Source organism: Pseudomonas sp. MS01C9, assembly GCF_058202755.1.
The window spans coordinates 3,448,110-3,466,329 of sequence record NZ_CM177073.1 but is presented as its reverse complement, the minus strand read 5'-3'; the positions used below and the strand labels follow the sequence as shown (position 1 = coordinate 3,466,329).

Annotated in this window: 20 protein-coding genes; 8 read left to right on the top strand and 12 right to left on the bottom strand. The window is 61.7% G+C overall.

What is annotated here, in order from left to right:
- Nucleotides 1-7: 7 nt before the first annotated feature.
- Both cysD and AC1M7R_RS15700 read right to left on the bottom strand, forming a co-directional pair.
- Nucleotides 8-925 carry a sulfate adenylyltransferase subunit CysD gene (cysD, locus tag AC1M7R_RS15705; protein ID WP_072388346.1) on the bottom strand — a complete coding sequence of 306 codons (918 nt, stop codon included), beginning with the start codon at nucleotides 923-925 and terminating at the stop codon, nucleotides 8-10.
- Between the two features lie 248 nt (nucleotides 926-1,173).
- On the bottom strand, nucleotides 1,174-1,932 hold the full coding sequence (locus AC1M7R_RS15700; protein WP_072430770.1) for a Nif3-like dinuclear metal center hexameric protein: 759 nt from the start codon (nucleotides 1,930-1,932) through the stop codon (nucleotides 1,174-1,176).
- A gap of 104 nt (nucleotides 1,933-2,036) precedes the next feature.
- On the opposite strand from AC1M7R_RS15700, the gene algW reads away from it, so the two are divergent.
- From algW to AC1M7R_RS15685, 3 genes are all read left to right on the top strand, one after another.
- A complete protein-coding gene (gene algW / locus AC1M7R_RS15695; RefSeq protein WP_072388350.1) occupies nucleotides 2,037-3,197 on the top strand; it encodes a Do family serine endopeptidase AlgW in 1,161 nt (386 codons plus the stop codon).
- 283 nt (nucleotides 3,198-3,480) lie between these two features.
- Nucleotides 3,481-5,586, top strand: a complete 2,106-nt coding sequence (locus AC1M7R_RS15690) for a TonB-dependent siderophore receptor (protein WP_490609737.1) — start codon at nucleotides 3,481-3,483, stop codon at nucleotides 5,584-5,586.
- Nucleotides 5,587-5,599: 13 nt separating this feature from the next.
- Nucleotides 5,600-6,319 carry a DUF4198 domain-containing protein gene (locus AC1M7R_RS15685; RefSeq protein ID WP_072388354.1) on the top strand — a complete coding sequence of 240 codons (720 nt, stop codon included), beginning with the start codon at nucleotides 5,600-5,602 and terminating at the stop codon, nucleotides 6,317-6,319.
- A gap of 84 nt (nucleotides 6,320-6,403) precedes the next feature.
- Here the strand turns inward: AC1M7R_RS15685 and hisC are convergent, their stop codons facing one another.
- The 10 genes from hisC to AC1M7R_RS15635 all read right to left on the bottom strand — a co-directional run bounded on the left by hisC (nucleotide 6,404) and on the right by AC1M7R_RS15635 (nucleotide 14,509).
- Complete coding sequence (hisC, locus tag AC1M7R_RS15680) at nucleotides 6,404-7,456, bottom strand: histidinol-phosphate transaminase (protein WP_072388357.1); 1,053 nt, start codon at nucleotides 7,454-7,456, stop codon at nucleotides 6,404-6,406.
- 2 nt (nucleotides 7,457-7,458) lie between these two features.
- Nucleotides 7,459-8,796 carry a histidinol dehydrogenase gene (hisD, locus tag AC1M7R_RS15675; protein WP_072430768.1) on the bottom strand — a complete coding sequence of 446 codons (1,338 nt, stop codon included), beginning with the start codon at nucleotides 8,794-8,796 and terminating at the stop codon, nucleotides 7,459-7,461.
- A gap of 122 nt (nucleotides 8,797-8,918) precedes the next feature.
- Nucleotides 8,919-9,554 (bottom strand): ATP phosphoribosyltransferase, encoded by a 636-nt coding sequence (hisG, locus tag AC1M7R_RS15670; protein ID WP_047228656.1) that lies wholly within the window; start codon nucleotides 9,552-9,554, stop codon nucleotides 8,919-8,921.
- 255 nt (nucleotides 9,555-9,809) lie between these two features.
- Nucleotides 9,810-11,075: a UDP-N-acetylglucosamine 1-carboxyvinyltransferase gene (gene murA / locus AC1M7R_RS15665; protein ID WP_076405551.1), complete on the bottom strand. Its 1,266-nt coding sequence runs from the start codon at nucleotides 11,073-11,075 to the stop codon at nucleotides 9,810-9,812.
- 26 nt (nucleotides 11,076-11,101) lie between these two features.
- Nucleotides 11,102-11,341 carry a BolA family protein gene (locus AC1M7R_RS15660; RefSeq protein WP_072388365.1) on the bottom strand — a complete coding sequence of 80 codons (240 nt, stop codon included), beginning with the start codon at nucleotides 11,339-11,341 and terminating at the stop codon, nucleotides 11,102-11,104.
- Between the two features lie 116 nt (nucleotides 11,342-11,457).
- A complete protein-coding gene (locus tag AC1M7R_RS15655; RefSeq protein ID WP_072388751.1) occupies nucleotides 11,458-11,763 on the bottom strand; it encodes an STAS domain-containing protein in 306 nt (101 codons plus the stop codon).
- Nucleotides 11,764-11,771: 8 nt separating this feature from the next.
- Nucleotides 11,772-12,425 carry an MlaC/ttg2D family ABC transporter substrate-binding protein gene (locus tag AC1M7R_RS15650; protein ID WP_072388367.1) on the bottom strand — a complete coding sequence of 218 codons (654 nt, stop codon included), beginning with the start codon at nucleotides 12,423-12,425 and terminating at the stop codon, nucleotides 11,772-11,774.
- A gap of 10 nt (nucleotides 12,426-12,435) precedes the next feature.
- Nucleotides 12,436-12,903 (bottom strand): outer membrane lipid asymmetry maintenance protein MlaD, encoded by a 468-nt coding sequence (gene mlaD / locus AC1M7R_RS15645; RefSeq protein ID WP_072388369.1) that lies wholly within the window; start codon nucleotides 12,901-12,903, stop codon nucleotides 12,436-12,438.
- Nucleotides 12,903-13,700 carry a lipid asymmetry maintenance ABC transporter permease subunit MlaE gene (gene mlaE, locus AC1M7R_RS15640; protein WP_072388371.1) on the bottom strand — a complete coding sequence of 266 codons (798 nt, stop codon included), beginning with the start codon at nucleotides 13,698-13,700 and terminating at the stop codon, nucleotides 12,903-12,905. Before mlaE ends, mlaD begins: the two co-directional genes overlap by 1 nt.
- Nucleotides 13,700-14,509 (bottom strand): ATP-binding cassette domain-containing protein, encoded by an 810-nt coding sequence (locus AC1M7R_RS15635; protein ID WP_072388373.1) that lies wholly within the window; start codon nucleotides 14,507-14,509, stop codon nucleotides 13,700-13,702. Before AC1M7R_RS15635 ends, mlaE begins: the two co-directional genes overlap by 1 nt.
- A 276-nt stretch (nucleotides 14,510-14,785) precedes the next feature.
- On the opposite strand from AC1M7R_RS15635, the gene AC1M7R_RS15630 reads away from it, so the two are divergent.
- From AC1M7R_RS15630 to lptB, 5 genes are read left to right on the top strand one after another with little or no spacing between them, the layout of a single operon-like run.
- Nucleotides 14,786-15,760, top strand: coding sequence for a KpsF/GutQ family sugar-phosphate isomerase (locus AC1M7R_RS15630; protein WP_072388375.1), 975 nt, complete (start codon nucleotides 14,786-14,788; stop codon nucleotides 15,758-15,760).
- Entirely contained in the window at nucleotides 15,760-16,284 is a 525-nt protein-coding gene (locus tag AC1M7R_RS15625) for a KdsC family phosphatase (RefSeq protein WP_072388377.1), read from the top strand. The genes AC1M7R_RS15630 and AC1M7R_RS15625 overlap by 1 nt, the downstream gene beginning before the upstream one ends.
- A 7-nt stretch (nucleotides 16,285-16,291) precedes the next feature.
- On the top strand, nucleotides 16,292-16,861 hold the full coding sequence (gene lptC / locus AC1M7R_RS15620; protein ID WP_072388379.1) for an LPS export ABC transporter periplasmic protein LptC: 570 nt from the start codon (nucleotides 16,292-16,294) through the stop codon (nucleotides 16,859-16,861).
- The gene (gene lptA / locus AC1M7R_RS15615) at nucleotides 16,848-17,393 is read left to right on the top strand and encodes a lipopolysaccharide transport periplasmic protein LptA (protein ID WP_072388381.1); all 546 of its coding nucleotides are present in this window, start codon (nucleotides 16,848-16,850) and stop codon (nucleotides 17,391-17,393) included. Before lptC ends, lptA begins: the two co-directional genes overlap by 14 nt.
- Entirely contained in the window at nucleotides 17,393-18,118 is a 726-nt protein-coding gene (lptB, locus tag AC1M7R_RS15610; RefSeq protein ID WP_072388383.1) for an LPS export ABC transporter ATP-binding protein, read from the top strand. Before lptA ends, lptB begins: the two co-directional genes overlap by 1 nt.
- Nucleotides 18,119-18,220: the final 102 nt, after the last annotated feature.

The following is an 18,220-nucleotide window of genomic DNA, read 5'->3' as shown; positions in this document are numbered from 1 at the left end:
CAACCCCTTAGAAATAACCCTGACGTTTCTTGTCTTCCATCGAGCCTGCGCCATCGTGGTCGATGACCCGGCCCTGGCGCTCGGAAGTTCGCGTCAGGAGCATTTCCTGAATGATGTCCGTCAGGCTCTCGGCCTCGGACTCCACCGCGCCCGTCAACGGGTAGCAGCCAAGGGTACGGAAACGCACTTTCTTCTTGACGATGCGGGCCTTTTCTTCCTCGGACAGGTGCTCGAGGATGCGCTCGTCGTCGATCATGATCAGCGTGCCGTTCTTCTCGATCACTTCGCGCTCGGCGGCGAAGTACAGCGGCACGATCGGGATGCCTTCGAGGTAGATGTACTGCCAGATGTCCAGTTCGGTCCAGTTCGACAGGGGGAACACGCGGATCGATTCGCCCTTGTTGACCTTGCCGTTGTAGACGTTCCACAGCTCGGGACGCTGGTTCTTCGGGTCCCAGCGATGCTTGCTGTCGCGGAACGAGTACACGCGCTCCTTGGCGCGGGACTTTTCTTCGTCGCGACGGGCACCGCCGAACGCGGCGTCGAAACCATACTTGTCCAACGCCTGCTTCAGGCCCTGGGTCTTCATGATGTCGGTGTGCTTGGCACTGCCGTGGGTGAACGGGTTGATGCCCTGCGCCACGCCATCCGGGTTCACATGAGTGATCAGCTCCAGGCCCAGCTCTTCGACCATGCGGTCGCGGAACTTGTACATTTCCTGGAATTTCCAGCGGGTGTCGACGTGCATCACCGGAAACGGCAGCTTGCCGGGAAAAAACGCCTTGCGTGCCAGGTGCAGCATCACGGCGGAATCTTTACCGATGGAGTACAGCATCACCGGGTTATCGAACTCGGCGGCCACCTCGCGGATGATGTGGATGCTTTCCGCCTCCAGCTGTTTCAGATGCGTCAGTTTGTCGACCATGGCTACTCACGAAAACTTTCTTATGAACGGCCAGCGGGCCGTGTTCGAGCGAGGAATCCTAGCACAGCGACCTCTTCTAATCAGGGCGCCAACTAGATCGAAACAGCATATGGATATGCCTGGTGGTTCGGCCGCTATGGCTCTTTGTGGGAGCGAGCCTGCTCGCGATAGCGTGTGTTCAGACGCATTAATGCTGGCTGATCCGCCGCTATCGCGAGCAAGCTCGCTCCCACCGTGGTTATAAGCAGTCAAATGGGATTCGGGCAGTCGATGAAGATGTGCTCCAGGGCAAACCGGCGTGCCAGGTAATCACCCAAGGCCTGGACGCCGTAGCGCTCGGTCGCGTGGTGCCCGGCGGCGATGAAGCTGATGCCGTTTTCCCGGGCGCTGTGGAACGTCTGCTCGGACGCTTCGCCGCTGAGGTACAGGTCGACCCCGGCCAACACCGCCTGGTCGATATAGCCCTGGCCGCCTCCGGTGCACCAGCCGACCCGGCGGATCATCTGCTCGCCTTCGATCAGCAACGGCTCGCGCCCCATGACTTCCTGGACCTTGCGCGCGAAATCACGAGCCGTCATGGGTTCGGACAAGGAACCCACCAGCCCGACGACCTTGGGATTATCCGGGTCCAGTGGTCCTTCGACGGTGATGTCCAACTGACGGGCCAATTGCACGTTGTTGCCAACGTCGGGGTGCAGGTCCAGCGGCAGATGATAGGCCAGCAAGCTGATGTCGTGCTTGAGCAAGGTCTTGAGCCGCCGCTGCTTCATCCCGGTGACGCAAGGGTTTTCGCCCTTCCAGAAGTAACCGTGGTGGACCAGCACCAGGTCGGCCTCGGCTTGCACCGCGGCATCCAGCAGGGCCTGGCTGGCGGTGACACCGCTGACGATGCGCATCACCTGGGGCGCGCCTTCGACCTGCAGGCCATTGGGGCAATAATCGGCGATCCGGCTGCTCGCCAGGTAACGGTCCGCTTCTTCGACCAGGGTGCTCAGGGCTACGGCCATGAAAAGACTCCTAAATATCCCGTTCAGAGGCACGCGCGGCCTCGTATAATGCGCGACATTATGGGCGGTCTTATCCCGCCCGCAACCTTCGTAGGACGTGCTTAATGCTCAAGGCGCTGCGTTTTTCCGGCTGGCCGCTGTTGGCTGGCGTGCTTGTCGCTCTACTGATTATCCAGCGCTACCCGGAATGGGTCGGCCTGCCAAGTCTTGACGTCAACCTGCAGCAGGCGCCGCAAACCAAGGCCCTGCAGCAGGGCCCGGTGTCCTATGCCGATGCCGTGACCACCGCCGCGCCAGCCGTGGTCAACCTCTATACCACCAAGGTCGTCAACAAACCCAGCCATCCGCTGTTCGAAGACCCGCAGTTCCGGCGTTTCTTCGGCGACAACTCGCCCAAGCAGAAGCGCATGGAGTCGAGCCTGGGTTCGGGCGTGATCATGAGTCCGGAAGGCTATATCCTGACCAACAACCACGTCACCAGCGGCGCCGACCAGATCGTGGTCGCCCTGAAGGATGGCCGTGAAACCCTGGCACGGGTGATCGGCAGCGACCCGGAAACCGACCTGGCGGTGTTGAAGATCGACCTGAAGAACCTGCCTGCCATCACCATCGGCCGCTCGGACAGCATCCGCATCGGCGACGTCGCCCTGGCCATCGGCAACCCGTTCGGTGTCGGCCAGACCGTGACCATGGGCATCATCAGCGCCACCGGTCGCAACCAGTTGGGGCTCAACAACTACGAAGACTTCATCCAGACCGATGCCGCGATCAACCCCGGCAACTCCGGTGGCGCGTTGGTGGATGCCAACGGCAACCTCACCGGGATCAATACGGCGATCTTCTCCAAGTCCGGCGGCAGCCAGGGCATCGGCTTCGCCATTCCGGTGAAGCTGGCGATGGAGGTGATGAAATCCATCATCGAACACGGCCAGGTCATTCGCGGCTGGCTGGGTATCGAAGTACAGCCGCTGACCCAGGAGCTGGCCGAGTCCTTCGGCCTGTCCGGGCGGCCAGGCATCGTGGTGGCGGGAATCTTCCGCGACGGACCGGCGCAGAAGGCCGGCCTGCAACTGGGCGACGTGATCCTGAGTATCGACGGCGAGCCGGCCGGCGATGGCCGTCGCTCGATGAACCAGGTGGCACGCATCAAGCCTACCGACAAAGTCGCCATCCAGGTGATGCGCAACGGCAAGGAGCTCAAGCTCACCGCCGAGATCGGCCTGCGGCCACCACCGGCACCGGTGGTGCCCAAGGAAGAGCAGTAACTGAGGGGCGCATCCTCGTTGGCCTGACACAACCCTGTGGCGAGGGGATTTATCCCGCCGGGTTGCGCAGCAACCCGCAATCAGACACCGCGGTCCATCAGATGAACCGTACCGGCTGGTCTACGGCTGCTGCGCAGCCGAACGGGGATAAATCCCCTCGCCACTAGAAATCCTACCGGCACTTCCACTGTGATCCTCTCCAGATTTCACTTGAAATACAGATAGCAGAAATTCTCATTAGTAGTGTTATATTGTTTCAATTATGAATTTGGAACAATATAACATGCCATCCTTGAAACGGCTCTCCCTCGCCAGCCTGGCCCTGGGTCTGCTGGGCGACCCGGCCTTCGCCGAAGAAGTGCAACCGCTGGAACTGGACGCCATCAGCGTGAGATCCGATTACGAATCCCCCACCGGGCCCGTGGCCGGCTATCGAGCGACCCGCTCTGCCAGTGCGACCAAGACCGACACGGCCCTGAGGGATATCCCGCAATCGATCAGTGTGATCCCCGCCAGCGTACTCAAGGATCTGGGCAGCACTGAGGTTGAACGGGCACTGGAGTTCGCTGGTGGGGTATCGAAACAGAACAATTTCGGCGGGTTGACGCTATACGAGTACAGCGTGCGCGGGTTCACGACGTCGGAATTCTACAAGGACGGCTTCAGCGCCAACCGCGGCTATCCGAGCACGCCGGATACGGCCAACATCGAACGCATCGAGGTGCTCAAAGGCCCGGCCGCCAGCCTGTACGGCCGAGGCGATCCGGGTGGCACGGTGAACATCGTCACCAAAAAACCCCAGCCCGATGCCTTTACCACCCTTCAGACAAGCGCCGGCAGTTGGGATCGCTACCGCACGGCCCTGGACGTCAACACGCCCCTGGATGCCGAAGGCAACCTGTTGTCGCGAGTCAATCTGGCGGTGGAAGACAACCACAGCTTTCGCGACCACGTCGACAGCCAGCGTGTTTTCGTCGCGCCTTCCATCAGCTGGCAGCTGAACCCAGATACGCGGCTGTTGCTGGAAAGCGAAATCGTGCGCCACAGCTCGACGTTCGACCGCGGCATCGTCGCCCCGAACAACCGCTGGAGCGGAGTTTCCCGTTCCACGTTCCTGGGCGAACCCGACGATGGCGACATCGACAACCACAACAACATGCTCCAGGCCGCGCTCGAACATCAGCTCAACGACGCCTGGCAACTGCGCCTGGCCAGCCATTACAAGCAGGGCGAACTCTGGGGGTTCGCCTCCGAAGCGCGCCCGTTGAACGCCGACGGGCGTACTGTCAACCGTCGTTACCGCGAGCGGGACAACGATTGGCATGACAGCATCACCCAGCTGGAACTGCGCGGCCTGTTCGACCTCGGTCCCTGGCAGCACGAACTGTTGATCGGCAGTGAATATGAGGACTACCGCAAGAACGAGCGCGTGACCACCATCACTGGCGGTCCCTACCCCATCGACATCTATCAGCCGATCTACGGCCAGCCAAAACCCGACGGCCTGCGTACCGGCACGGACTTCTTCGAGCATGTGCAAAGCCGTGCGCTGAACCTTCAGGACCAGATCGTCTTCACCGACAAGCTGCGAGGCATGCTGGGCGTACGTTACGAGCACTTCGAACAGAGCATCGACGATCACACCCGCAACGCCACCGACCGCCAACGTCACGAGGCCCTGACGCAACGCGCCGGCCTGCTGTATCAGCTGACGCCCGAAGTCGGGCTGTTCGCCAACGCATCCACCTCGTTCAAGCCCAACAACGGCCTGGATGCCACCGGCAAGTCCTTCGATCCGGAAGAAGGCGTGGGCTACGAAATCGGAATCAAGAGCGAGCTCTTCGACGATCGCCTGAGCAGCACCCTGGCGGCATTCCATATAGAGAAGGAAAACGTCCTCGCACTGGACCCGGCTACCGACACCAACCGGGCCATGGGCAAGGCCCGCAGCCAGGGGCTGGATCTGCAGGTGACCGGACAGGTGACCGATGCCGTACGGGTGATCGGCGCCTTCGCCTACATCGATGCGCAAGTGACCCAGGGGGACAAGGCCATTCCCACGGGCAGCCGGATCCTGGGCGTTGCCAAGCACAGCGGCAGTCTGTTGGGGGTATATGAATTCCAGGACGGCCGCTTGCGTGGTTCGGATGTCGGCGCGGCGCTGACCTACGTTGGGGATCGTTCCGGACAGGCCGGCAGCGATTTCGAATTGCCGGCGTACCACACCGTGGACCTGCTGGCGCATTACAAGGCCAGCGACAACGTCACCCTGGGCCTGAACCTGAATAACGTCCTCGACGAAAAATACTACGAACGCTCCTACAGCAATTACTGGGTCACCCCCGGCGACCCGCGCAATTTCACCGTCAATCTCACCCTTGATCTATAAAAAGGAAAAACCCATGAAATGCCCCAAGACAGTCGCCCTTCTCGGCTTGCTCCTGGCGACTCAAGCCTCGGCCCATGGCCTGTGGACCGAACAGCGGCGTGGCAACATCGAAGTGATCTATGGTCACGGTGCCGAAGATAATGCGTTCAAGGCGCAGAAAGTCAGCGGTGCCTGGGCCTATGACCTGGGCGGCAAGATGATTCCGGTGACCGTGGAACGCCTCCCGGACCACGCCCGCCTGCAACCACTCAAGCCGCCCGCCGTGCTGGCAGTGGCGCTGGATAACGGCATGTGGTCCCAGACCGCCGACAAGAAGTGGATCAACGAAGGCCGCAGCAAGGTGCCAGGGGCAATCGAGTCGACCCACACGTTCAAATACAGCCTGGCGATCTACGAACCCGGGGCCAGGCTGCCAAAGCTCGACGAGATAAAGTTCGTGATTCGCCCGCAAGTCGACCCGCTGACCGTAGGGCCGGGCCAGTCGTTGCCGGTCCAGGTACTGCTGGACGGCAAGCCGGCGGCAGGCGTGAAGCTGGTGGGGGACTATCGCAGCGCGCCGGACACCGTCTCGGCTGAAACCGATGCCGATGGCCGGGCCAACGTCGTGGTGCGCAATGAAGGGTTGAATGTGATCGCCGCGCAGATGGAAATGGCCCTCAAGGACAACAAGGACGTGGCCACCCGAGGCGTATTCACCTCACTGACCTTCGTCGGCGAGCCGCATCACGATTAAGACGCCGGGCACAGTCAGTCGCATGGATGTCGACTGACTGAGTCATCGCGAACAGGTTCGCTCCCACAGGTTCAGCGCCAGGCTTCAGAGTTCGCCGAGGGCTTCCACCAGCGCCTGGTTCTGTTCCGGCGTGCCGATGCTGATCCGCAGGAACTGGGCAATGCGTTCCTGCTTGAAGTGCCGCACGATCACGCCCTGTTCCCGCAGTTTCGCCGCCAGCCCAGCCGCATCGTGCCGTGGGTGGCGAGCGAAGATGAAGTTGGCGGCCGAAGGCAGGACTTCGAACCCCTTGCCCTGCAGTTGCGCCACCACCCACTCCCGATGCTCGATGACCAGCCGACAGGTCCGGTCGAAGTACTCCCGGTCGTCGAACGCCGCCGCGCCGCCGACGTTCGCCAGGCGATCGATGGGGTAGGAGTTGAAGCTGTTCTTGATCCGTTCCAGCGCTTCGATCAGGTCAGGGTGACCCACCGCCAGGCCCACCCGCAGCCCGGCCAGCGAGCGAGACTTGGACAGTGTCTGGGTGACCAGCAGGTTCGGGTAACGACCCACCAGGCTGATGGCCGTCTGGCCGCCGAAATCGATATAGGCTTCGTCGACCACCACCACCGACCCCGGGTTGGCCTGGAGAATCCCCTCGACCGCCTCCAGCGCCAGCAGGCAGCCGGTCGGCGCATTCGGGTTGGGGAAGATGATCCCGCCATTCGGCCTGGCATAGTCGGCCGGGTCGATCCGGAACTGCTCATCCAGAGGCACGGCCTCGAACCGGATGCCATACAACCCGCAATACACCGGGTAGAAGCTGTAGCTGATGTCCGGGAACAGCAGCGGCAGGTCGTGCTGCAGCAGGCCATGGAAAATGTGCGCCAGCACTTCGTCCGAACCGTTGCCCAGGAATACCTGGTTGGTCTGCACGCCGTAGTATCGGGCCACGGCGCCTTTGAGCAGGTCGCTGTTGGGATCCGGGTACAGGCGCAGGCTGTCGTTCAGTTCGGACTGCATCGCCGCCAGGGCCTTGGGCGACGGGCCGTAAGGGTTTTCGTTGGTGTTGAGCTTGACCAGACGGGTCAGCTTCGGCTGCTCGCCCGGGACGTAGGGGACCAGGTCCTTGACGAACGGGCTCCAGAATTTACTCATGTTCAGTTCCCCTGCCTGTCAATGGAAGGCTCGTCAAGGATGCGATATTCGGCACTGCGAGCGTGGGCGCTCAGGGATTCGCCACGGGCCAGCACGGAAGCGGTCTTGCCCAGTTCGGACGCCCCCTGCTCGGAGCAGAAGATGATCGACGAACGTTTCTGGAAGTCGTACACCCCCAGCGGCGACGAGAAACGCGCCGTGCCGGAGGTAGGCAATACGTGATTGGGACCGGCGCAATAGTCGCCCAGCGCCTCGCTGGTGTGGCGTCCCATGAAGATCGCCCCGGCGTGACGGATCTGCGGCAGCCAGGCCTGCGGATCGGCGACCGACAGCTCAAGGTGCTCCGGCGCGATGCGGTTGGCGACCTCGATGGCCTGCTCCATGTCACTGACCTTGATCAGCGCACCACGGCCGTTGATCGACGTGTTGATGATCTCGGCGCGGTCCATGGTCGGCAGTAGCTTGTCGATGCTGGCGGCGACCCTGTCGAGGAATTCGGCATCCGGGCTGACCAGGATCGCCTGGGCGTCTTCATCGTGCTCGGCCTGGGAGAACAGGTCCATGGCGATCCAGTCCGGATCGGTCTGGCCGTCACATACCACCAGGATCTCCGAAGGACCGGCGATCATGTCGATGCCGACCTGGCCGAACACATGACGCTTGGCGGTGGCCACGTAGATGTTGCCCGGCCCGACCACCTTGTCGACCCTCGGCACGCTTTCGGTGCCATAGGCCAGGGCGGCCACGGCCTGGGCGCCGCCAATGGTGAACACGCGGTCCACCCCGGCGATACAGGCGGCGGCCAGCACCAGTTCATTGATTTCACCCCGCGGGGTCGGCACGACCATCACCACTTCGGCGACGCCGGCGACCTTGGCCGGAATGGCGTTCATCAATACCGAAGACGGGTAGGACGCCTTGCCTCCCGGCACGTACAGGCCGGCGCGGTCCAGCGGCGTGACTTTCTGGCCCAGCACCGTACCATCGGCCTCGGTGTAGCTCCAGGAGTCCTGTTTTTGCCGCTCGTGATAGCTGCGCACCCGGGAAGCAGCCTTTTCCAGGGCTTCGCGCTGGGGCACGGTGATGCGGGTCAGGGCCAGTTCCAGGCGCTCGCGCGGCAGGATCAGGTCGGCCATGGACGCCGCTTGCAGGCCATCGAATGCCTGGGTGAATTCCACCAGGGCAGCATCGCCACGCTCGCGAACGGCCTTGATGATATCCAGCACCCGCTGATTGACCGAGTCGTCAGACACACTTTCCCAGCTCAGCAGATGATCCAGATGATGCGCAAAATCCGGGTCGGCAGCGTTGAGTCGGCGAATCGAGGTGGGAGCGGTCATAGCGAGGGCCTCATAAATGGCAAATGCTCAGGCGCCCTAAGCTACCAGTCCATTCGCGTGGGCACCTGAGAAAATTGGCTATGACGCGGATAGACGGGCGCGACCGAGGCCGCGCGGGTGAATCAGCCGCGGTGTCGCGATTCCACTGCCTTGCGCAGGGTATCGATCAAGGCCTGGATACGGGCGTGCTGCATTTTCATCGATGCCTTGTTGACGATCAGCCGAGAGGTGATGTCCGCGATGAAATCCTGGGGCTCCAGGCCGTTGGCCCGCAAGGTGTTGCCGGTGTCGACCACGTCGATGATCTTGTCCGCCAGACCGATCAGCGGCGCCAGTTCCATCGAACCGTACAGTTTGATGATATCGACCTGACGGCCCTGCTCGGCGTAATAACGCTTTGCAATGTTGACGAACTTGGTCGCCACCCGCAGGCGCCCCTTGGGCTCTGGTGCCCCGACCTTGCCGGCGGTCATCAGCTTGCAGCGGGCGATTCGCAGGTCAAGGGGTTCGTAGAGGCCCTGGCCACCGTATTCCATCAGCACGTCCTTGCCGGCGACCCCCAGGTCGGCGGCGCCATGCTCCACATAGGTCGGCACGTCGGTGGCACGCACGATCAGCAAGCGCACGTCGGCCTGGGTCGTGGGGATGATCAGCTTGCGGCTCTTGTCCGGATTCTCGGTCGGCACGATGCCCGCTTCAGCCAGAAGCGGCAAGGTGTCGTCAAGGATGCGGCCCTTGGACAGTGCGATGGTCAACATGGAAACGTCAGTCCTTATCAAGGTACTCATGCCCGGTCGCAAGCGGCGCCGGACACACATCGAGGGTGCAAACACCCTCGACCTGAAACGAAATCAACGGACACATCCTTGTGCCCACGCAAAGTGCCTGCGCGACGATCATACTGCGTTGAAAACAGGCTCGGATGCTCATTGACAACCAGTCAAGTCGGGCGCGCGCCCGGCCGTTCCTCGCCTGTTTTCGCCTTGCCTGATCGCCCCGCAGTCACTTTCCAATTAGCCCGGCACGCGGCGGATCTTGGCGCCCAGCATCTGCAGCTTCTCTTCGATGCATTCGTAGCCACGGTCGATGTGGTAGATGCGATCGATCAGGGTATCGCCTTCGGCGACCAGGGCCGAGATGACCAGGCTGGCCGAGGCCCGCAGGTCGGTGGCCATCACTGGTGCACCCTTGAGTTTCTCGGTGCCGGTCACGATGGCGGTGTTGCCTTCGACCTGGATCTTGGCGCCCATGCGGTGCAGCTCATAGACGTGCATGAAGCGGTTCTCGAAGATCGTCTCGATCACCGCGCCCGTGCCTTCGGCAATCGCGTTGAGGGAGATGAACTGCGCCTGCATGTCGGTCGGGAACGCCGGGTATGGAGCGGTCCGCACGTTGACAGCCCTGGGCCGCTTGCCGTGCATGTTCACCTCGATCCAGTCTTCGCCGCAAGTGACTTCGGCGCCGGCTTCCTTGAGCTTCTCAAGGACGGCCTCGAGGATGGTCGGATCAGTGTCCTTGACCTTGACGCGGCCACCGGTGACCGCAGCGGCCACCAGGTAGGTGCCGGTTTCGATCCGGTCCGGCATCACTTTGTAGGTCGCCGAGTGCAGGCGCTCGACACCATCGATGGTGATGGTATCGGTGCCGGCACCGCTGATCTTCGCGCCCATGGCGATCAGGAAGTTCGCCAGGTCCACTACTTCGGGCTCGCGGGCGGCGTTTTGCAGCACGCTGCGACCACGGGCCAGCGCGGCAGCCATCATGATGTTCTCGGTACCGGTCACGCTGACGGTGTCGAAGAAGAAGTGCGCACCGCGCAAGCCACCTTCAGGTGCCTTGGCCTTGATGTAGCCGCCTTCGACGTCGATGACCGCGCCCATGGCTTCCAGGCCACGGATGTGCAGGTCCACAGGACGCGAGCCGATGGCGCAGCCACCCGGCAGGGCGACTTCGGCTTCGCCGAAGCGGGCGACCATCGGGCCCAGCACCAGGATCGAGGCCCGCATGGTCTTGACCAGCTCATACGGGGCGACCAGGGTCTTGATGGTGCGCGGATCGATCTCGACGCTGAGTTTCTCGTCGATGACAGGCTCGATGCCCATGCGGCCGAACAGCTCGATCATCGTGGTGATGTCGTGCAGGTGCGGCAGGTTGGCCACGGTCACCGGGCCATCGCACAGCAGGGTCGCGGCCAGGATCGGCAGGGCGGAGTTCTTTGCCCCGGAAATACGGATTTCGCCATCGAGACGAACGCCGCCGGTAATAATCAGTTTATCCATTAAGAAGAATCTCGAGGCCCGTGGGCTCAGGTGCGATCGGCCCAGGCCGCGCTGCTGAAAAATTTCATCGTGACCGCGTGGATGCTGCCATCGGCGATCCATGGGTTCAAATGGGCATAGATGCTCTGCTGGCGCTTCACCGGGGTCAACGCCGCCAGTTCATCGCTGATAACGTTCAACTGGAAGTTGCAGCCTTCGCCTTCCACTTCCACCTGCGTACCTGGCAGCTTTCCCTCAAGAAAGTGCTTCACTTCGTAAGCCTGCATGCTCAACCTCAATCGGCGCCCAGTGCGCGCGGGTCGCACATCATACAAAAAAAGCCCCGCGCCTGCGAACCCCGCGAAGCCGGACTCTGACGGGGGGCTTGTTTCCAGGGTGTGTCTCAGGAATGTACCAGCAACTCGGTCAGTTCGCTGACCTGGGCGATCTCACGCATGTCATCGGGCATGCCACGGATGCTCCAGGCCTTGCCGGCCGCCTGGGCGTCCCGCATGAAGCACAGCAGCAGGGACAGCCCGACGCTGCTGGACTTGTGCACCGCCGAGCAGTCGAAGACCAGTTCGGTGGCGCTGGCGGACTTGATCAGCGCCTGGCCCTGCTTGCGCAGGGCCGGGCCGGTGCGGTAATCCAGCACGCCGCTGAGCAGCAATTCACCACCCTCGCCCAGACGGACGGCCGACTCGCTCACCGTCTCGTTCATTGTTCCTGCTTCTCTTTGGCTTCTTCGGCCACTTCCTTGGCCTTGGCGACTTCACCGGCCCAGCCGTTGATGGTCTTGTCCAGGTCGTTGCCATTGCGCTGCATCGCGTCGGCGAACTGATCGCGGAACAGCTTGCCGATATTGATGCCGTTGATGATCACGTTACGCACCTTCCACTCGCCGTTCAGCTTCTCGAGCGTATAGGACACCGGGTAGATCGCACCGTTGTTGCCCTTGACCTGCATGTCGACGCTGGTACGGGTGCCGCTTTCGTCCTTGGCCGGCGAAACGGTGATGCCCTGGTTGTTGTATTCGAGCAGCGCGTTGCCATAGAACTGCATCAGGCTGCGCTTGAAGTTTTCCTGGAAGCGGGACATCTGCTCCGGGGACGCCTTGCGCGAGTACTTGACGGTCATGATGCTGCGGGAGATACCGTCGGCGTCCACCACGGGACCGACGATGCCATTGAGCGCGTCATAGAAGGCGCCAGGGTCCTGCTTGTATTTTTCCTTGTTGGCCGAAAGGTCGGCCAGCAACCGGTTCGTGGTGTCCTGGATGATGTCGTGCGCCGAAGGCGCCGCCACGGCATTGGCCATCAACGGCAAGGCCGCCAGCAGGACCAACAGGGTGCGTCGCAGGATGGAAATCATCGAAAGCTCCTTATTTGGCTTCTTTGCTAACGGTATTGAGCAGGAATTTCCCGATAAGATCCTCAAGCACCAACGATGATTGCGTATCGTGGATGGTGCCACCGTCCTTGAGCAGGGTTTCTTCCCCGCCCACGCTGATACCGATGTATTTCTCGCCCAGCAGGCCGGCAGTGAGGATCGATGCAGTGGAGTCGGTCGGCAGGTTGTCCACCCGCTTCTCCAGTTGCAGGGTCACCCGGCCGGTGAACGTGTCGCGATCCAGATCGATTGCCGTGACCTTGCCGATGGTCACACCGGCCATGGTCACTTTGGCTCTGACCGTCAAACCGGCGATATTGTCGAAATAAGCATAGAGTTTATAGGTATCGGTGTTGGCGGTCGGCGCCAGGCCACTGACCCGCAAGGCCAGCAGCAGCAAAGCCAGGATGCCAGCCAGCAGGAAAAGGCCGACACCGATTTCCAGGGTGCGGTTTTGCATCAGAAATCTCCAAACATCAAGGCGGTCAGAATAAAGTCAAGGCCCAGGACGGCCAGCGAGGCGTACACCACGGTCTTGGTTGTGGCACGGCTGATCCCCTCTGACGTGGGCTCACAGTCATAGCCTTGAAACACGGCGATCCAGGTCACCACGAAAGCGAACACCGCGCTCTTGATGATGCCGTTGAGCACGTCATCGAGAAAATCGACGCTGTTCTGCATATTGGACCAGTAGGAACCTTCATAGACCCCCAGCCAGTCGACGGCGACCCAGGAGCCACCCCAGATCCCGACGACGCTGAAGATCATCGCCAGCACCGGCAGGGAAATGAATCCGGCCCACAGGCGTGGGGCGATAATGTACTTGAGCGGGTCGACACCGATCATTTCCAGGCTGGACAGTTGCTCGGTGGACTTCATGTTGCCGATCTCGGCCGTCAGCGCCGAACCCGCGCGCCCGGCGAACAGCAGCGCGGTGACCACGGGGCCGAGCTCGCGCAGCAGCGTCAGGGAAACCATCTGCCCCACCGCCTGCTCCGAACCATAGCTGGACAGGATATTGAAGCCCTGCAGCGCCAGCACCATGCCGATGAAGATCCCGGAGACCACGATGATCACCAGGGACATCACGCCTACCGAATGCAATTGCTTGACCAGCAGGCCAAAACCACCGCCTGTCGAGTTGCGCCCGAACAAGGCATGGACCAGGAACAGCGTCGAGCGGCCCAGCACCGCCAGTACGTCGATGCCGGAGCGCCCGAACAGGCGAATTCTTTCTATCAGCGATTTCTTGCGCATCAGCGCTTCCCCAGCAGATCGGTACGGTAATCCGTGGCCGGAAAATGGAACGCCACCGGGCCGTCCGCATCACCCTTCATGAATTGGCGAATGCGCGGGTTGTCCGAGGCCTTGAGTTCCTGGGGCGTGCCCTGCCCCAGGACCTGGCCATCACCGATCACATAGATGTAGTCCGCGATACTGGCGGTTTCGGCCAGATCGTGGGAGACCACGATACTGGTGATACCCAGCGCATCGTTGAGCAGGCGGATCAGCCGTACCAGCACGCCCATGGCGATGGGGTCCTGGCCGACGAAGGGCTCGTCATACATGAGGATCTTCGGGTCGAGGGCAATCGCCCGCGCCAGTGCCACACGGCGCTTCATGCCGCCGGACAGCTCGTCCGGCATCAGATCGATGGCCCCCCGCAGCCCGACCGCCTGCAACTTGAGCAGCACGATGTCGCGGATCATCTCTTCTGGCAGGTCGGTATGGACCCGCAGCGGGAATGCCACGTTCTCGAACACATCCAGATCGGTGAACAATGCGCCGCTCTGGAACAGCACGCCCATGTGCTTGCGCGCATCGAACAGGTCGCTGCGCGAAAGCTTCGGAATATTCTGGCCATTGACCCAGACTTCGCCGGCACTGGGGCGCAGCTGGGCTCCCATCAGGCGCAGCAACGTGGTCTTGCCGCACCCGGAAGGCCCCATGATGCCGGTTACCTTGCCGCGCGGGATACGAATATCGATATCATTGAAAATGCTGCGCGTCCCTCGCTTGAAGGACAGCCCCTTCAGCTCGACCGCGTAGGCGTTGTCGGCACTCATCTAAACTCCTTGCGATGCAGCCTCACATCCGGATGCCCTGGCCAGCCGGCCAGATGCCGGTACTGCCGGGCATTCGAATCGGCGGCGAACTATAGCACTGCAACACCCAAGCGCCCAAGGGTTACCCCCCTGCGGTTAAGCGTGGATTAAGGTAGAAGCCCCAGGTTTATGACAAACCTGGCGAGGTCTTCGCATAAAGCGTGACGAACTAGCGTGAGTGAATTGTTCATTGCCGCTATAATCGCCGCCTTTTCATCGGGCTATACGATTTCTGACATGAGCCAATCCAGCGACCTGATTCAATCGGCACAACGTACCATCCGCCTCGAGCTCGAAGCCGTGCAAGGCTTGCTGCCCCATATCGACGCTGATTTCGTACGCGCCTGCGAGATGATTCTGGCCAGCAAGGGCCGCGTCGTCGTGGTCGGCATGGGCAAGTCCGGACATATCGGCAACAAGATCGCCGCCACCCTGGCCAGCACCGGCACCACGGCATTTTTCGTCCACCCGGCCGAGGCCAGCCACGGCGACATGGGCATGATCACCCGGGACGATGTCATCCTGGCCCTGTCCAACTCGGGCTCGACCAATGAAATCCTCACGCTGTTGCCGCTGATCAAGCGCCTTGGCATCCAGATGATCAGCATCACCGGCAATCCGGCTTCGCCCCTGGCCAAGGCCGCCGAGGTGAACCTCAACGTGCATGTCGAGCACGAAGCCTGCCCGTTGAACCTTGCCCCGACCTCCTCCACCACCGCGGCGCTGGTCATGGGTGACGCCCTGGCCGTGGCCTTGCTGGAGGCCAGGGGCTTCACCGCCGAGGATTTCGCGTTCTCCCATCCCGGCGGCGCCCTGGGCCGTCGCCTGTTGCTGAAAGTCGAAAACGTGATGCACGCCGGGGAAGAGCTGCCTCGAGTCCAGCGCGGTACGCTCCTCAAGGACGCTCTCATGGAAATGACCCGCAAAGGGCTTGGCATGACGGTGATTCTCGAAGCCGACGGCAAGCTCGCCGGAGTCTTCACTGACGGCGACCTGCGCCGCACCCTTGACCGCGCCATCGACATCCGCAATGCCACTATCGATGAGGTCATGACCCTCCACGGCAAGACGGCCCGCGCCGACATGCTCGCCGCCGAAGCCTTGAAGATCATGGAAGACCACAGGATCAATGCACTGGTGGTCGTGGATGACGAGGACCGCCCGATCGGCGCCTTCAATCTGTCCGACCTGCTGCGTGCCGGAGTAATGTAATGACGACCGACCTGCTGCAACGCGGTAAAGATATCAAGCTCGCCGTTTTCGACGTTGACGGCGTGCTCACCGATGGCCGCCTGTACTTCCTGGAAGATGGCAGCGAATTCAAGACCTTCAATACGCTCGACGGCCAAGGCATCAAGATGCTGATGGCCGCCGGCGTGCAGACCGCCATCATCAGTGGCCGCAAGACCCCGGTGGTCGAGCGACGCGCGAAGAACCTCGGCATCCCCCATCTATACCAGGGACGCGAGGACAAACTGGTGGTGCTGGACGAGCTTCTGGGCCAACTCAACCTAAGCTATGAACAGGTGGCCTACCTCGGTGACGACCTGCCGGACCTGCCGGTGATCCGTCGGGTCGGCCTGGGCATGGCGGTGGCCAACGCGGCCAGCTTCGTACGTGAGCATGCCCACGGCGTCACCACGGCACGGGGCGGCGAAGGCGCGGCCCGTGAATTCTGTGAACTGATCCTGCGCGCCCAGGGCCGCCTCGAAGCGGCCAACGCCGCGTACCTGTGAGCCATTTATGCTGAGCAAGAAGATTCGCACCATCGTGGTGTTCGGCTGTATCGCGGCGATTTTCGCGGCGGTGGGCTATTGGAACATCAGCCCGGAACGCTTCCTCGACCAGCCTGCGGCCCAGGTCGAGGAAAAGATCGACTGGTATGCGACCAACACGCACACCCTTCAGTACCTGCCCGATGGCAAGGTGCAATACGAAATGACGGCCGACAAGGTCGATCACGTCAAGGCCACCGACATCACGCTGGTGACCACGCCGGACCTGAACATGTTTCGTGGCACCGATTTCCCGTGGCATGTGCAAAGCAAGCGTGCCGAAGTCAATTCCGGCGGCACCGAAGTGGAGCTCATCGATTCGGTACGCGTGGCTCGCACCGATGAGAAGAACCGTACGACCATCATCACCAGCAGCCGGATGACAGTGTTCCCGCAGCAAGAATATGCGCAGACCGAGCAACCCGTTAGAATCGACGGCGCCGGCGGTGTGTCGACCGGCACTGGAATGAAAGCGTATCTGAAGGAAAGCAGGATACACCTGCTATCGAACGTAAGAGGACAGTATGAAGCTCGCTAAAACCCTCCCTATTTTGCTCAGTCTGGGCGCAGCACTGGGAAGCGCGAGCGCCTGGTCCCTCCCCAACGACCGCGATCAGCCTATCCGCATCCAGGCCGACGACGCCCAGCTGGACGACAAGAATGGCGTGGCCACCTACAAGGGTGACGTGATCATTACCCAGGGTTCGATGAAGGTGACCGGCAATACCGTGACCATCACCCGCACCCAGTCCGGGGATATCGACGTGGTGACCTCGGTGGGCAACCTGGCCTATTTCGAACAGCTGCAGACCGCGGGCGACACCAAGCCTGTCCAGGGCTACGGCGTGACCATCCAGTACCATGCCTCCCAGGACCGCGTCGTGCTGATCGACCGAGCCAAGGTCATCGACAAGGATGGCAACACCACCCAGGGCGAAAAGATCGTCTACGACACGAACAAGAAACTCGCCAGCGCGGGTCGCGCCACCGGTAACAAGGTGACCGAGCAGCGCCCACGGATCGACATGGTCATCCAGCCGAAAAAGAAAACCGAGCAGAAGGCCCAGTAATGGCAACTCTGAAAGCTCAGCACCTGGCCAAGAGCTACAAGGGCCGCCAGGTCGTGCGTGATGTCAGCCTGTCCATCGATAGCGGGCAGATCGTCGGCCTGCTTGGCCCCAACGGCGCAGGAAAGACCACCTGCTTCTACATGATCGTCGGCCTGGTCCAGGCCGATCAGGGCCGCGTACTGATCGACGACCTGGACGTCAGCCACCAGCCCATGCATGGTCGGGCGAAAGCCGGCATCGGCTATCTGCCGCAGGAAGCGTCGATCTTCCGCAAGCTGTCGGTCGCCGACAACATCATGGCGATCCTCGAGACCCGCAAGGACCTCGACAAGGCAGGCCGCCGCCAGGAGCTGGAGAGCCTGTTGCAGGAATTCCACATCAGCCACATCCGCGACAACCTGGGCATGAGCCTGTCCGGTGGCGAACGACGCCGGGTGGAAATCGCCCGCGCCCTGGCCACCTCACCGAAATTCATCCTGCTCGACGAACCGTTCGCCGGCGTGGACCCGATTTCGGTAGGCGACATCAAACAGATCATCCACCACCTCAAGGCCAAGGGGATCGGCGTACTGATCACCGACCACAACGTGCGCGAGACCCTGGACATCTGTGAAACCGCCTACATCGTCAATGATGGGCAGCTGATCGCCGAAGGCGACGCTACCACCATCCTGGCCAACGAACTGGTCAAGGAAGTGTATCTGGGTCATGAGTTCCGCTTGTAAGCACAAGGTGCCTGGCAAATTGGCCCGGCACCGCTAATTTTATTGCTAGGCAAACACTTCAGTTTCAGGCATATAATTTGCTTAAGGTTTGGCGCTCCGGCG

Bases quoted from the DNA above. Each gene is read 5' to 3' on its own strand.
- AC1M7R_RS15625 (WP_072388377.1), top strand. From the start codon at position 15,760: ATGACGACCGACCTGCTGCAACGCGGTAAAGATATCAAGCTCGCCGTT.
- mlaD (WP_072388369.1), bottom strand. From the start codon at position 12,903: ATGCAAAACCGCACCCTGGAAATCGGTGTCGGCCTTTTCCTGCTGGCT.
- AC1M7R_RS15690 (WP_490609737.1), top strand. From the start codon at position 3,481: ATGCCATCCTTGAAACGGCTCTCCCTCGCCAGCCTGGCCCTGGGTCTG.
- AC1M7R_RS15630 (WP_072388375.1), top strand. From the start codon at position 14,786: ATGAGCCAATCCAGCGACCTGATTCAATCGGCACAACGTACCATCCGC.
- lptB (WP_072388383.1), top strand. From the start codon at position 17,393: ATGGCAACTCTGAAAGCTCAGCACCTGGCCAAGAGCTACAAGGGCCGC.
- AC1M7R_RS15650 (WP_072388367.1), bottom strand. From the start codon at position 12,425: ATGATTTCCATCCTGCGACGCACCCTGTTGGTCCTGCTGGCGGCCTTG.
- lptA (WP_072388381.1), top strand. From the start codon at position 16,848: ATGAAGCTCGCTAAAACCCTCCCTATTTTGCTCAGTCTGGGCGCAGCA.
- hisC (WP_072388357.1), bottom strand. From the start codon at position 7,456: ATGAGTAAATTCTGGAGCCCGTTCGTCAAGGACCTGGTCCCCTACGTC.
- hisD (WP_072430768.1), bottom strand. From the start codon at position 8,796: ATGACCGCTCCCACCTCGATTCGCCGACTCAACGCTGCCGACCCGGAT.
- AC1M7R_RS15685 (WP_072388354.1), top strand. From the start codon at position 5,600: ATGAAATGCCCCAAGACAGTCGCCCTTCTCGGCTTGCTCCTGGCGACT.
- AC1M7R_RS15635 (WP_072388373.1), bottom strand. From the start codon at position 14,509: ATGAGTGCCGACAACGCCTACGCGGTCGAGCTGAAGGGGCTGTCCTTC.
- AC1M7R_RS15700 (WP_072430770.1), bottom strand. From the start codon at position 1,932: ATGGCCGTAGCCCTGAGCACCCTGGTCGAAGAAGCGGACCGTTACCTG.
- lptC (WP_072388379.1), top strand. From the start codon at position 16,292: ATGCTGAGCAAGAAGATTCGCACCATCGTGGTGTTCGGCTGTATCGCG.
- AC1M7R_RS15660 (WP_072388365.1), bottom strand. From the start codon at position 11,341: ATGCAGGCTTACGAAGTGAAGCACTTTCTTGAGGGAAAGCTGCCAGGT.
- algW (WP_072388350.1), top strand. From the start codon at position 2,037: ATGCTCAAGGCGCTGCGTTTTTCCGGCTGGCCGCTGTTGGCTGGCGTG.
- hisG (WP_047228656.1), bottom strand. From the start codon at position 9,554: ATGTTGACCATCGCACTGTCCAAGGGCCGCATCCTTGACGACACCTTG.
- mlaE (WP_072388371.1), bottom strand. From the start codon at position 13,700: ATGCGCAAGAAATCGCTGATAGAAAGAATTCGCCTGTTCGGGCGCTCC.
- cysD (WP_072388346.1), bottom strand. From the start codon at position 925: ATGGTCGACAAACTGACGCATCTGAAACAGCTGGAGGCGGAAAGCATC.
- murA (WP_076405551.1), bottom strand. From the start codon at position 11,075: ATGGATAAACTGATTATTACCGGCGGCGTTCGTCTCGATGGCGAAATC.